The organism is Pusillimonas sp. MFBS29, from assembly GCF_020687695.1.
Lineage (GTDB): Bacteria > Pseudomonadota > Gammaproteobacteria > Burkholderiales > Burkholderiaceae_B > Pusillimonas_C.
Genome location: NZ_JAJEWL010000002.1, coordinates 93,165 through 107,122, shown reverse-complemented (window position 1 = coordinate 107,122; position 13,958 = coordinate 93,165). Strand labels below are relative to the sequence as shown.

Below are 13,958 nucleotides of genomic sequence, written 5' to 3'. Positions count from 1 at the left end.
AACACGCCATTACATAAAAAGCCATGCGTATCAGGGGCTGTGGAGGCGCCTCGCGCACGCCGGTTTATGGCTTGATGGCGAGGAGGCAAGGCTGCGGTTGTTTGAGCCCGACGGGTGTCGGGCCATTGGCCCGACCGGGCGAGTTCCGCAGCCGCCTCGCCATCAAGCCAGAAATCGGGCATCCCTGGCGTAGCAACGCCAGGGACGTAGCGCGTGAAGCCGGAACGGCCCCTGATACGCATGGCTTTCTTAAGTAATAAACCTCGTCGGGAGGCCCGGCAATCTATGCCGAAGCCTGCCGCGCAGCACCCTCAAGTTCCGCCAAAAACTTCTCGTCAGCCTTCGACAACAACCCCGCCGCCCGGGCGGCAGCAATAAGATCCGGACGGCGTTGCGCCGTCAAAGCCAGCGACTGACGACGCCGCCAGACCGCAATATTCGCATGATGACCCGACAACAACTCAGCCGGCACAGACACGCCATGATATTGCTCCGGCCGCGTGTAATGCGGACTATCAAGCAAACCCGTCAAAGCCTCGTTAAACGAATCCTGCCGGGCAGACTCCGCATCATTCAGCACACCAGGCAATAAACGCAGCACACTGTCCATAATCGCCAGCGCAGCGACCTCGCCGCCCGACATCACAAAGTCCCCGATAGAAACCTCGTGCGTCACACAGCGCTCGACAAAACGTTGGTCTACCCCTTCATAACGTCCGCACACCAGCACCGCGCCCTGCCCCGATGCCAGCTGTTGTGCCATCGCCTGATCAAAACGGCGGCCCACCGGACTCATCAGAATCACGGGCAGCCCGCCGCCGGCACCCCGGTCAGCCTTTGCCGCCTGAACGGCCTGCTCGAGGGGCTCCGCCATCATCACCATCCCCGGACCACCGCCATAAGGCCGGTCATCCACAGTACGGTGAACATCATGCGTAAATTCGCGCGGATTCCACAAGCCCAGAGACCAACGCCCCTGCTTGTGAGCACGCCCGGTGACGCCCATATCACGGACCACCGAAAACATGTCGGGGAAAAGCGAAACCACGTCAAAACGCATGTCTGCGCCTCTTAGAGTTCCACCGGCCAGTTACTGTCCAGACGCCGAGCGTCCAGATCGACCGTATGGACATGTGCGGCTACAAATGGAACCAATACCTCGAGGGGCTTGCCCTTCGCAGTTTGCAGAAACACCAGCTCGTCTTCGGCAGACAGCTCTGCACGGGCAACCTTTAACACCGCATGCGCGCCGTTATCGAGGACGTCAACCACCTGGCCGATAAGCCGGGAGGCGCCATCGCGCTCACCGAACAAACGACAGCCTATGAGGTCTACCCAATAGTACTCATCGTCATCGGCAGGCGGAAAATCAGTGCGCGGGACCCACACCGTATGCCCTTTCATGGCTTCGGCCACGTCCCGGTCGGTAACCGATTCCAGCTGGGCCACCACTGTCGAACCATGGGGCCGGCTGGCCACCACTTGCGCGGCGGCCGCCAACGGCAAAGCGCCCAGGCCTTCTTTAGGCGCGGGCGCTTTGAGCCACCAGGTTTTTGCTGCGAGCAAAACCTGACTGTTTGAAGCATGGGGCTGAACCTTGATCCAGCCGCGCACGCCATAGGCCGATACGATACGGCCGAGCTCCACGAGATCTGCTGGCGTTTTGGATGGCAGCATCGTGGACGTGCTCATTAATTTATGGACAGCAACCGTTGTCGCAGCCTGTGACCGCAGGACCTGCTGGCCAGCCGCAACGAACAGCGCTATCAGGCAGCGGCTTTAGCCGAGAATTCTTTAACGAGGCGAGCCACGGCAGGCGACAATTGCGCGCCGTTTTCAGTCCAGTACTGAACGCGGTCAAGAGCAAGACGCAGGTTTTCCTGGCCTTCGTTGGCTACTGGGTTGTAAAAGCCTACGCGCTCAATAAAACGACCGTCGCGGCGATTACGCGAGTCGGCTGCTACAACGTTGTAAAACGGACGCTTCTTCGAGCCGCCACGGGCTAGACGAATCACAACCATGGTAATCCTTTGAAAATACTGTGAAAAACAAAAGATTCTAGCACTTTTTGGCCTGCCTTCGCAAACCAAATAGTCCTGAACCCTTAAATATACAATTAAAAAGCAACAAACCAATTCCACATGACACTTCGTTGCAACAACTGGGTGCCGCAGCGACCGCCAGGCGTCTAGGCAGCACGTCGGCGTAAATAATGCACGGCGCCGGTATCTGTTTCGATCTGAACCTCCAGGGTATTGCCGGTTTGCCTGGCAAAAGCCTGGAAATCCTTGATCGCATGCGTATCGGTGGTAATCACCTTGAGAAGCTGCCCGCCCTCGATCTGAGCCAAGGCCTTCTTGGCACGAAGAATGGGCAAGGGACATTTCAGGCCCGATGCATCAACTTCGAGATCGGCTTCGGGCAAGGCATTGTTAGCGTCCGTCATGACAGGCTTCCATGAATGCCGGCCCGCCGGGCCGGCTTAAAACTAGCCCAGGCGCTCGCGCACCCAGGCATCCACGCTGGCTATGGCACCGGCCAATGCATCGACATCAGTACCGCCACCCATGGCCATATCAGGTCGGCCACCGCCCTTGCCACCCACCTGCGTGGCAACCATGCCAACGAGATCACCCGCCTTGACCTTCCCGGCCAGATCGCCGGTAACGCCAGCGGCAAGACTGATCTTTTCATCGGCTACGGCTGCCAGCAACACGACCGCAGACTTGAGTTTGTCTTTGAGCTGATCGATCATGCCGCGCAAAGCCTTGGGATCAACCCCGGCAAGACTGGCCACCAGCAGTTTGGCATCGCCGGGCAGGGCAACGGCCTGACTGGCCAGATCATTGCCGGCCGAAGCCGCCAGCTTGCTTTTCAGACGATCCAGATCGCGTTCCAGGACCTTGGCCTGGTTCTGCATGAGCGTAATGCGCTCGACCAATTCGGCAGGCTGGGTCTTGAGCAGTCCAGCGGCCCGTAGCAGCGTATCGTTGGTTTGCTGAACCCATGCCACCGCATTGTCACCCGTGATGGCTTCGACGCGGCGCACGCCGGCCGCCACACCACCTTCGGAAACAATCTTGAACAGACCGATGTCGCCCGTGCGCGCCACGTGGGTGCCGCCGCACAGTTCGCGTGAAAAGCCGATATCAAGCACACGAACGGTATCACCGTATTTTTCGCCAAACAGCGCCATCGCGCCCCCTGCCACGGCATCGTCATAAGACATAAGCTGAGCAGTGGTCGCGTGATTGTCGAGCACCTCGGAATTGACTATGCGCTCGACCTGGGCGATCTGCTCTGCCGTCATGGGTGCGTCGTGCGCAAAGTCGAAACGGGTTTTGTCGGCATCAACCAGCGAACCGCGCTGCTGGACATGAGCACCCAGCACCTGGCGCAAGGCCTTGTGCATAAGGTGAGTGGCGGAATGGTTGCGCACCGTACGCGCCCGGCGCACGGTATCGACCTGGGCATCGAGGATGTCACCAACGGCCAGTACTCCTTCAAGCACTTCACCATGATGACCAAAGACGGCCGGTTGGATTTTCTGGGTATCTGCAACCGCAAAGCGTGCCGCAGCAGCTTGCAGAATGCCGGCATCGCCCACCTGGCCGCCTGATTCGGCGTAGAACGGGGTGGAATCGAGCACGACGATGGCCTGCTGCCCCGCCGATACTGAATCGACTTGCGTGCCGTCGACGTACAGCGCGGTAATCGTGCCCTGCCCTTGCAGATGATCGTAGCCATCGAAACGGGTTTCGACCCCGCTGTAGCTCAGGCCTTCGACGGCCTTGAACTTGCCCGCGGCGCGCGCCTGTTCACGCTGATGGTTCATTGCGACTTCAAAGCCGTCCATGTCGACCTGCACATCACGCTCGCGACAGATATCGGCTGTCAGGTCTACCGGGAAGCCATAGGTATCGTACAGGGTAAAGAGTGTCTGGCCATCGAGCATGCCTTTTTCGGGAATGGCGGCTAGCGCGGCATCCAGAATCTTCATGCCATTTTCCAGCGTTTCGCTGAAGCGCTCTTCTTCTTGCTTGAGCACTTGCTCGACCCGTGACTGCTGGGCAACCAGCTCGGGATAGGCAGGACCCATTTCGGCGACCAGGTCCTTGACCAGGCGATGAAAGAAGGTACCCGACTGGCCCAGTTTGTGCCCATGACGCAGCGCGCGACGCACAATACGGCGCAGCACGTAGCCACGGCCTTCATTGCTGGGGATAACACCATCAACAATCAGGAAGCTGCAGGCGCGGATATGATCGGCAATCACCTTGAGCGAATTGTTGTCCAGGTCGGTAACGTCGGTTTCGCGCGCAGCGGCCTTGATCAAGGCCTGAAAGAGGTCGATTTCGTAATTGGAATGCACATGCTGCAGCACCGCTGCTATGCGTTCCAGGCCCATGCCGGTATCAACGCAGGGCTTGGGCAGCAAAGGCATATTGCCTGCGGCATCGCGCTCGAATTGCATGAAAACCAGATTCCATACTTCGATGTAGCGATCGCCGTCTTCTTCGGGCGAACCGGGAGGCCCTCCCCAGATCTCGGGGCCGTGATCATAGAAGATTTCGGAGCAAGGGCCACAAGGACCCGTATCGGCCATCTGCCAGAAATTATCCGAAGCGTAACGGGCGCCTTTGTTGTCGCCGATGCGGACGATACGCTCGGCCGGCACGCCTATTTCCTTGGCCCAGATATCATAGGCCTCGTCGTCTTCCTGGTACACCGTAACCCAAAGCTTTTCTGCGGGAAGCTTATAGACCGTGGTCAGCAATTCCCAGGCGTTCTGAATGGCCTCGCGCTTGAAGTAGTCGCCAAAGCTGAAGTTGCCCAGCATCTCGAAGAAGGTGTGATGCCTTGCGGTATAGCCCACGTTCTCGAGGTCGTTATGTTTGCCGCCGGCGCGTACACAGCGCTGTGAACTGGTGGCGCGACTGTAGGGCCGGTTCTCTTTGCCGGTGAATACGTCCTTGAACTGGACCATGCCCGAATTGGTAAACAGCAAGGTCGGATCGTTGCCGGGAACCAATGATGATGACGGCACAATCTGGTGTCCCTTGGACTCGAAGAAAGACAGGAACTTCTGACGTATTTCGGAGGTTTTCATTGCAGAAAAGCACGTATTGATAGGTAACCAAGCATTATAAACACTAATCCACACACAAAAACCCCAAGGTACGCCCCTCGGGGTAATCATGGGGGCCACTGTCGGAAATCTGCACCGGCCGCGTGAAAGGAGGACAAGAGCAACTGCCTGTGACCGGATTGGCCGTCGAAGTGCCCAGGCTGTTCTGGCATCCTCTCCATTGATTGGTCGAGAATCCGCCAAGGCTGCGGGCGCTGCCGCCCGCGAACGAACGCCACAGCTGATCCTGGCAAAAAAGCAGGCCTGCCTGTGCTTCGCGACTGATGGCGCCCTCAACCTCGCAGGGCTCACCCGTTTCGGCCGGGGTGTTCAGGTACAAATAGCGCTGCACACGCAAATCAGCGCCCGTTTGTATGGTGCCCTGCACCGTAGCGTCTGCCTGAAAGTCAGGATCGCGCGTGTCACGAACACGCAGAAAACCCGGCTGATGCAGATACTCGCTGCCAAGTGCCATAACCACTGTACCCGGTGGCAAGGGTGCACCAGCCCAGGGAGGGTTGGGGTACTCGAAAGCAGCACCGCGCACAACAGTCGGACGCATGCCGTCTACCCATCCGCCCCAGCCCTGGCTGGCCATCAGCCACTGCGCCACCATTTGCTCGTCGACAACGCCCGTGTACTTTTTCAGAAAAGGCAATTCACTGTGCATGAAGGCCTCGAGACGGCAGTCCTCGCCGGGGCAGACACCACGGCGCAGCAAACGCACGGTAGCGCTCCCGCCCTGCCGGACGCTCTCGGGAAACCCGGGAGACAACAGTCCGGCGGCCTTGAGCTCGGCGATCCGGGGCTCAGACCAATTGGCATAGCCCTGGTCGCTAAGTGCCCCTTCGTGTTCCGCCTGCAAGAGCGCCTGCCCGTGTACTTCCACATAGCTGAGAACTGCTTTCCTTAGCGACAGCATCCATGCGGCGTGAGCCTGCGCACTTGCATCGTTCATTTTATTGACCAGGGTTTGCGTACCCCACCCGGCCAGCAGCGCGGCAAGCAACACGGCCACGACCAGCTGCAGCAGGACTATCCCGCATTGCCGCTTCCTGCCCACGGCAAAGCTGCATGACCCGGCCAACATGCCTTAGCTGGCCGTAAACACGAAGGTATTGACTGCACCGGCAGCACAATACGACTCGGCGGCCAGGGCGCTGTACTGCGTAGTCGCATCCTTAACCACGGTTGCCGACTGACTTGCAGCCGCAACTGTGATGGTGTCCGACACGCGCTGAAGTACTGAAGCAATGGATGGACACGCGGCATCATGGACTTTGGACAGCGTTATAGTGAACGCCGCGCCGGCCTCTGCTTCGGCAACGGTGACTTCTCCGCCTGTACCCATGCCATGATGCACTTTGGCAGTAGCCCCGGTACCCGAGACCGTAAAAATGCTGGAATCGTGCACCATACGCGCCAGGCTTGAAGTGTCTATACCCTCGTAGGGCGTGCTCGATCCATTGGGCGCATTGACCTTGGTCTGCAATATGAACCTGGCAAGCTCTTCGCCGACCTTCGGAACCTTGTTTTCAACGACATACCCACCGATAGCAGGTACACCTATGATGGCCAGCAGCAGGACAATGGCGGTAACGATGGAAACCTCGATGAGCGAGAATCCGTGTTGGGCAGTATTGACGACAGACATGACAGCTCCTTGAGAAATAAGCCGGCCTTTATTGGCTGGCATAAAAAAGCATGAGTGAACGACGCAGTTCGTCGATGACGGCGTAATGCCACAGGCCCAGGCCCATCAGGCCTGCCAGACAGCCCAGCAGCAAGCCCCAGCGCAACACAGCTGCCTGCCGGGCAGTGGCGCCAAGAACGTGTCCGCGCAGGCGCTCAGTGCCCAGCACGAGCCCGGTATACAAGCCGCGCGCCATGACCATGTCGGCCAGAAACCAGAAGTGAGTACGATCAAGCAGCCCCACATCGAAAGATGCGGCGCCGGCCACACCGGCGTCGATACGATCGAGCATGAGATCTATATAGCTGGTCAGCCAGCGGCTGGCTCCCGGCTTCTGCAGAGACAGCGCCGCCCGCAATTGCGTGGAGCCGACCTCATCGCGCGAGAGCAATATGGCCAGCGTGCTCAGGAAGCGCAAGGCATGGATATAGCGATACAAGCGCCAGAAGGCGTGGCGATCCAGCCAGTGCCGCAAGCTGCCTGCGGAATTGGGCAACGACCACAATGCCAGGCAGATAATTCCGAGAAACAGTGCAGCCATGAACATCCAGTGTGTACGCACGGCATCGGCAAAGCCCAGCAACAGCCGCGTCAGACGACCGTAGTATTCGGCCGGCACTGCCTCGAAGGTTGTGAGCAGGCTGGGCAAGGTAAATCCGGGCACCGCCAGCAACATCAGAAAAAGCAGCAACAAGGCCACCACGGCCGTCCAGAGTGTGGAGGTAAGGATATGCCTGGCCTGGTCAGCCAGGCGCAATGCGCCGGAAAGCTCGCCCAGCGCGCGCAACAAGGCGGCACTGCCGGAAGCCTGGGCAGCCCGCAATAAACTCAACTCGCCTGAAGGAAAGCTGCCCAGCCAGGTCGAGTACAGATCGCCGCCAGCCAGCTGGTAGGCCTGCGCCCAGCGACGCGACAACCGCCCCCTGACCGAGCCTGGCCCATACCGGCGCGCATCAAGCTCAAAGACATCTTTGAGCGTGCGTACGCCGTGCATGCCTTGCAGCAGGGCAGCCAGATAGTCGTAATAATCGGCACGCACGGCCGTGAAGCGGTAGCAATCTATACGGTGCTGCAAGGACAGCAGCCATCGCATGGAAGCCAGCGTTCCGGCGTTGCCGTGATTCATGTCACCATCCTCAGGCGCGTAGCGGGCTCAGCATTGTTCTGATGTAGTGCACGGCGAGCTTGCTGGGTTTCGAAGGCATGGAAACGGATTTCGATATCGCGCAGATCTATCAGACCCGACCCGGCCTTGTGCATGGCGCAATCCATGGCCGAACGTTGCTGGTGCAGACCACCGGGAGGCTCGATAATTTCCGCCACCACGGTTCGTCCGGCATATCCGTTCAGATCGGGCAGCCTTTCCTTGCGACATGCGCTGCAGCCGTCGGGGTTGCGTATGCGCCAGGACTCGCCCCCGCAGCCATAAAGTTCACGCACCAGATCCAGCCAGACGTTCCAGTCGTGCCGGCTGTGAAAATGATTACCCGGATGCCTGTCCTGATCTGGCAGGCAACTGACCGGCAACGCACATTGCTGGCACAGCACAGGCAGCAAGGCCTGAAAGACCAGAAGCTTGAGGATGCCGGGAGTGGCCAGAAAATCGGCCGATACACCTATGAAGTCGGAGGCCAGCCTTAGCGGGATATGCGCAGCCGACGGCGCGTGAATAGTTGTATAGACATTAACACCGGATCCGGCCAGATCCATGAACGCCTGGCCGGTTTCCACATCACGGATTTCACCAAGCAGAACATCGGTCATGGCCGAGCGCTTGAGTGCCCGTAGCTTGGACGCATAGCTCTGATGTGCAGCGCTGTTCAGGTTTCTGGCCACCGAATTCTGTATGGCGGCCGGGATCAGGTATTCGACCGGCTCTTCAAGCGTGATGATCTTTCTGTGGGCAGGCAGACGCGAGATCAGGGAAGCAAGGCTGGTGGACTTGCCTGACCCCACCGTCCCGGCCATCACCACCACCCCACCCTCTGACAGCATGACCCGGTCAAGCAATGCAATCTGGTCCGCCAGATAGCCCAGCTCCTGGAGCCCCGGCAGACCGGCTCCGGCATCACGTCGCAACAATCGCAGGCATATGCTGGGGCCATCATCGGCAGCCAGCGACGCCCAGCGCAGCAACAGGCTCTGGCCGTCAACCTGCTTGACCAGACTGCCCTGCTGCTCGATATGGGGATCAAATACCGCACCATTGCCACCGCGGATATCCATCCAGGCGACCGACAGCATGTCAACCAGAGTCGAGGTAGGCATGCGCCGGAATCTGTCAGGCGCCAGGTAACGCCCTGAGACGGTGTACTTCACTTCGGATTCGGGCTCGTTCAGATGAACGTTGAGATGAATGTCACTGGCACTGTGCCGTAGCCCCCACTCGAGCAGGTCCTGGAAGGCCTCTGCCAGCGCAGTTCGGGATTGCGCAACCCGCAGCGTTGGGTTGCTGGCCAGTGACCGGGGCGTGATCTGGTTGCGGGCGACCGCAAGCAGCAAGGGTGCGGCCAGGATATAGCGGGGCGGATCCGACTGACGGTATCCCGAGGCCAGCACTCGACGCTCAAGCTCATCTGCCTGATCGCTGCCCACATGCTCGGCAAGCGAAAAAATGGCAACGGACTCATCTTCAAGCAGTACAGGGCTGAGCCTTGCAGCAAGCAGCTCTACATCAAACTGGCGACTAAGGGAGCGGACAAATGCCGGACGCATGCTGGCGAGATCGTCAGCCGTGGAAAGGGTTCCTGCCGCAGCCGAATCGAAACGCATCAACTTGCCGGGCAATGCCGCCTGGCGCACCGGCCGACGCCACAAGGACAGCAAGGCATTCATCAGCGATCACCTTCCAGGCCGGGGTGCAGGCACAAGGTATGCTGTTCGTCATTGCGTTCAAGATGAACACAAGACGCGGATATACCTCGCAGGCGATAGGCCGAAGGACTGTCTTTCATACCGACCGCCCAGGCTTGACCCCGCATGTATACATGCCTGCGATGACCCACCACCACCTCAGCCAGCAGTTTTTTGCCCACCCCGTATATAGCCACCAGCTTGAGCGGCCCGCTGTGCGCAATCGAACTGTTGTCGGCCATGGCGTGGCCGCTTTTTTGCTGGCGCAGGCGTGCCCTGGCCTGCTCTAGTGCCAGTGCAGTATCCAGGCGCATCAGTTCGCGCACGGACATTTGCTGGCTGGCCAGATCTTCATGGCCGGACACAGCTCCCTGAATCAGGCCGGGTGCAGCGATCAGCATCAGGCCCACCAGCCATTTCCCTATCGGTTTCATAGATCAGCCCCTGGAGAGATAAATTCAATGTGCTGCTGTTCAAGCCGGCTTGCCCCGTCTGGGCGACATTCAGCGTCGCCTTGTGCCAGGCCACCGGCATGGTGCCGGACGCAAGCAGACTGGCCGAGCGCAATGGACCATTGATGTGCACGGATCTGGTCTGGTAAACCGCCAGCTCTTTGGGCCTGGGCAATGGCCTGTCGTGCGCATCGGTCGGGATAGCCAGCGGAACAGGCTGGGGCAGGCCGATTTGCATCCGGGCAAAGGCCGGCCGCATACCTTGCAGGCTGCTGAGCAGATGGCGTTCATTCTGATTGCTGGAAGGCAGGCTCAGGTGCGACAGCGCCTGGCTGTGAGCGTGCAGTTGCCACCGCCCTGCCACACGATCCAGTGACGTGAACTCGACCACCCATTCGGACGGAACGACTGCAAGAAACGATTCGTTGCTGGCTTGAACATGTTGGCGTTCGTACTCGGCGTTGCATTGCCAGTGCAGGCCCTGGGCCGTGCATACGGCCTGGCGCAAGACCCAACCGCCCAGCGCCCCCGGCAGATCATGCAAGGACTCAAGCAAAATTCGTGTGCCCTGGCTGCCATGCACCTGCCGCTGGCCGGCCGATGCGCTAACCGCCTGGCGCCATGCGTGCAGCGGGTCTGGCGGTGCAGGTTCGGCAACCGAGGCATGCGCGCCCGCAAATACATGCCAGGCTCGTGGGAGCAGCAGCACCAGAACCAGGACCAGCACAAACGCCTGCACCGGCCAGGGCAGCACGGCCTGCCACCGCCGCAAAGGATGCAGCTGACTAGGCGTGGAGCTGGCCGCTTCCAGGGCCGCCTGCGTAGGCAAGCCATCGGCCGCCGGATCAGCCAGCACCTGAATTTGCGGATAGGCCAGGCGCAGGCTGCCGATGACCTCATCAGCATCAGCGGGCGAATGGTATATCTGATCGGTACGTGCAACCACGACACCTTCATGCAATGCCAGCAGCCAGTATCCTGCCTGCGGAAGTTCGATCAGGAATGCAAGTGATCCGGATGGGAAAAGCTGCGCCATGTTCTGCGCTGCGGAGTACAACGTGGTGCCCTTGTCGGGCATGCGCCTTCTGAGCGACACCAGGCCCACCGCACCCAACGCGGTTAAAGGCAGCACAGCATGGGTGGCCTTGTGCTTGCGCGCAAGCTTCAGTGCCGCACCGGCGGGCTGATCACCCATCAGCGGGATCCAGTTCATGCCAAATACCAGCGCGCCATCAGACATTGGAAGGATTAAAGGTTCTGTGTGCAACGACATATCAGAATCCCTCTTCGACCTGTGCCGTAACAACCATGAGCGTCATGAGGCTCTGGCGCGTTGCGCGCTCGCTACCGCCCAGTGCCAGCGGCATGCCGGGATTAAGCCGCCTGCCTTCGGTCTCTTCCTGCGACCGATCGAATCCGGAAATGAGCAACGGCTGGCCCGGCTGCAGTACGACCTGCTGCACGGTACCGTTTCCATCTATGGTTATCTGTTGCAGCTGCAAAGGATTGTCTTTGTCACCAAAGACAACTGATTTCAGCGGTTGCGCTACGGTGTTGTCGTAAGCAACCGAGAGGAGGATCTGACCGTCTTCCTGGGCGTCTGGCACCAGCGTCAGCAACGATCCGACGGTTTCTTCACGCTGGCTGACCGAAACCGACGGCAAGGCCAGGCCCACCGCGTCGCCCAAGGCTGTGGTCTGGACTTTATCGATATAGGAAAACGTGGTGCGTACAGCATGGGTAACAGGACGCCGGTTCAGTGTGAGCACGGGCACGCTGCTGCGCCGGACCACCTGCCCTACTTCACCCAGGGCCTTGACGATGGCTTCCGAGCCCTGGAAGGGACCTTCGTTCAAGCCAAGGCTGATCAGGCCGGAGTCGGTCATTCCGGCCCCAGCCATGCTCATGGCCGCGCCCAGCCGCGTGCTGGCAAACAGCAGATTCCAGTCCAGCCCGACTTCGGCGTTGTCGTGCATGGCGACGGTCAGTTCCTCGAAAATCAGCCGGACACGGCGTGTCATGGCGCGATTTTCTTGTTCGAGGTAGGAAGCAATACGCCGCAGGACTTCCGGCGTATCGGTGACAACAACGGAAGCGCTTGCGCCTGGCTCGGCGACCAGCAAGCCGGACCGGGAAAGAAAAGGCTCGATCCGTGCCCTGATGACCGACAGGACATCGTGCTGACCGCTGTCAAGACTTGTGCGCGAGGTACTGACAAAACCTGCCTCATTGTCGTTGCTGCCGCTCAGACCCAGCGAGGCCTGGGCGCTGGCATTCAGTGCAAGTGCCCTGACGTTGAATACGCGGGTTTCGGTGCGATAGAATTCGATGCGTTCCTGGTGGTAACGCCACATAACACCCAGCCGCGCCGCGATACGGTCAAGAATGCGTGCCAGCGGCTCTGCGGTACCGTCAAGTGCAACCATCGCCGGCGCCTTGAAGTGCCCGCCTGACGGCCCGGCGTGACCCAGACGTGGCAGGAAATTTTCAAGAGGCAGGAGCGCATCAGGACTTATGTACACAGGAATATCAGTGGCCATGGTGATGCGCTGTGCAATAGCGGAAAGATCCAACGGACCATGGGCAAACATCAGGGTGGTATTGATGTTGGCCCGCAATGCCGGCGGCAAGGTGACTTCACGTGCCAGAGGGCGGGCGCGGCCGACCAACCAGGGCCGGTCGACTTCCTGGGCCGACAGGCGCGCCTGCCGGCCCTGCGTGACATGCATGAATTGATCATGACTATCTTGTGCAGACGACTTGGCCTGAACAACGCTTGCGGTAATCTGCCTGACCCGTTCGCCAAGCGCACAAGCGGACAATGCAAGGCCGCACATCAGCATCATGACAAGTCGAACCAGCCGTTTCATGACACACTCGAGGGACCGGCCGTGCGGTCGCACGATTGTGCAAAAGGCACCACGCGCAAGACACGGTTGGAATAAAAACAAGGTTGCAGTGGCCGATCTGCCAGCTCGGTCGATGCGACGAGTTCTTGAACCGCTTGCTTGAATGGCATGGCGAAGCTGGCAGACCCGACGATGGGAATATCGACATCAGGCATCCAGTGCTCGGGCTGGAACGTCCAGCCTGCCTTGACTGCCCACCGGGCCAGGGTCGCACGCAAAGTCTGGTCGTGCGGGCTGACGTCGTACAGTGATTCGGGCGGGACCTCAACGGGAAGTGCCATCGCCACATCAGGCACCGCAATATCTGTGACAGGAACCGCTGTTGCGGGCGATGTGGCCAGTGCGTCTTTTGGCTTGCCACGGTTCGCCAGGCTTTGAAGATTGCCGCCACGAAACATCAGTTCAGGCCAGATACCGGGCAAAACGATGTATGGGCCTTCACGCGTATACGACAAGGGGCGCGTGCCGTTGGCGCTAGACTCGAAAATAGCCGGTACTGGCTGTTGTGGCGCGAACTGCAACCACGTACGGCGGCCGTCATCGAAGATCTGCAGTGGCGCAACCTCGCGGTCGCCCGACAACTGCCAGTCAAAGCTGTACTGACCCAACGGCCCATGAGGTGAATTCGTGGCGGGTGCAAACAGCGCAGCAGGAAACCATTCCGGTACAGCCGCGCAGGCAGGCAGCAATACCGGTACAAGACAAGCAGCAAGTAATTTAACCATGATGGACGCACCGAAAGGAAAGTCGACGCCACACTTGGCGTTGCTGCCTATCTTGTGTCCACACCCCCCTGCCCGCCAGACTGACTTGTACGAATAGAAACTTTTATCGCGGCATCAAAAACAAAAAAGCCAAGCAAAAACAATTGTCTGGCTTTTTACTTCCCATGCATGCACGCTGGTTATTACGTGCTGCCTGCT

The 13,958-nt window shown here is 59.5% G+C and carries 13 protein-coding genes; all 13 read right to left on the bottom strand.

Annotated features, from left to right (window positions below):
* Positions 1-283 precede the first annotated feature (283 nt).
* The 13 genes from trmD to LKR43_RS03075 all read right to left on the bottom strand — a co-directional run bounded on the left by trmD (position 284) and on the right by LKR43_RS03075 (position 13,760).
* A complete protein-coding gene (gene trmD, locus LKR43_RS03135; protein WP_227682396.1) occupies positions 284-1,060 on the bottom strand; it encodes a tRNA (guanosine(37)-N1)-methyltransferase TrmD in 777 nt (258 codons plus the stop codon).
* Positions 1,061-1,071: 11 nt separating this feature from the next.
* Positions 1,072-1,677 (bottom strand): ribosome maturation factor RimM, encoded by a 606-nt coding sequence (gene rimM / locus LKR43_RS03130; protein ID WP_227682395.1) that lies wholly within the window; start codon positions 1,675-1,677, stop codon positions 1,072-1,074.
* Between the two features lie 89 nt (positions 1,678-1,766).
* Positions 1,767-2,021: a 30S ribosomal protein S16 gene (gene rpsP, locus LKR43_RS03125; RefSeq protein ID WP_227682394.1), complete on the bottom strand. Its 255-nt coding sequence runs from the start codon at positions 2,019-2,021 to the stop codon at positions 1,767-1,769.
* 167 nt (positions 2,022-2,188) lie between these two features.
* Positions 2,189-2,446, bottom strand: coding sequence for a sulfurtransferase TusA family protein (locus LKR43_RS03120; protein ID WP_227682393.1), 258 nt, complete (start codon positions 2,444-2,446; stop codon positions 2,189-2,191).
* 42 nt (positions 2,447-2,488) lie between these two features.
* Positions 2,489-5,110, bottom strand: coding sequence for an alanine--tRNA ligase (gene alaS / locus LKR43_RS03115; protein ID WP_227682392.1), 2,622 nt, complete (start codon positions 5,108-5,110; stop codon positions 2,489-2,491).
* 43 nt (positions 5,111-5,153) lie between these two features.
* Positions 5,154-6,218: a hypothetical protein gene (locus LKR43_RS03110; RefSeq protein ID WP_227682391.1), complete on the bottom strand. Its 1,065-nt coding sequence runs from the start codon at positions 6,216-6,218 to the stop codon at positions 5,154-5,156.
* Positions 6,219-6,221: 3 nt separating this feature from the next.
* On the bottom strand, positions 6,222-6,782 hold the full coding sequence (locus LKR43_RS03105; RefSeq protein WP_227682390.1) for a type 4 pilus major pilin: 561 nt from the start codon (positions 6,780-6,782) through the stop codon (positions 6,222-6,224).
* 28 nt (positions 6,783-6,810) lie between these two features.
* Positions 6,811-7,947: a general secretion pathway protein gene (locus LKR43_RS03100; protein ID WP_227682389.1), complete on the bottom strand. Its 1,137-nt coding sequence runs from the start codon at positions 7,945-7,947 to the stop codon at positions 6,811-6,813.
* Complete coding sequence (locus LKR43_RS03095; protein ID WP_227682388.1) at positions 7,944-9,656, bottom strand: ATPase, T2SS/T4P/T4SS family; 1,713 nt, start codon at positions 9,654-9,656, stop codon at positions 7,944-7,946. Before LKR43_RS03095 ends, LKR43_RS03100 begins: the two co-directional genes overlap by 4 nt.
* On the bottom strand, positions 9,656-10,108 hold the full coding sequence (locus LKR43_RS03090; RefSeq protein WP_227682387.1) for a hypothetical protein: 453 nt from the start codon (positions 10,106-10,108) through the stop codon (positions 9,656-9,658). The genes LKR43_RS03095 and LKR43_RS03090 overlap by 1 nt, the downstream gene beginning before the upstream one ends.
* Entirely contained in the window at positions 10,026-11,339 is a 1,314-nt protein-coding gene (gene pilO2 / locus LKR43_RS03085; protein WP_227682386.1) for a type 4b pilus protein PilO2, read from the bottom strand. Before pilO2 ends, LKR43_RS03090 begins: the two co-directional genes overlap by 83 nt.
* A gap of 61 nt (positions 11,340-11,400) precedes the next feature.
* The gene (locus tag LKR43_RS03080; protein WP_227682385.1) at positions 11,401-12,996 is read right to left on the bottom strand and encodes a hypothetical protein; all 1,596 of its coding nucleotides are present in this window, start codon (positions 12,994-12,996) and stop codon (positions 11,401-11,403) included.
* Positions 12,993-13,760 (bottom strand): TcpQ domain-containing protein, encoded by a 768-nt coding sequence (locus LKR43_RS03075; protein ID WP_227682384.1) that lies wholly within the window; start codon positions 13,758-13,760, stop codon positions 12,993-12,995. Before LKR43_RS03075 ends, LKR43_RS03080 begins: the two co-directional genes overlap by 4 nt.
* Positions 13,761-13,958 lie beyond the last annotated feature (198 nt).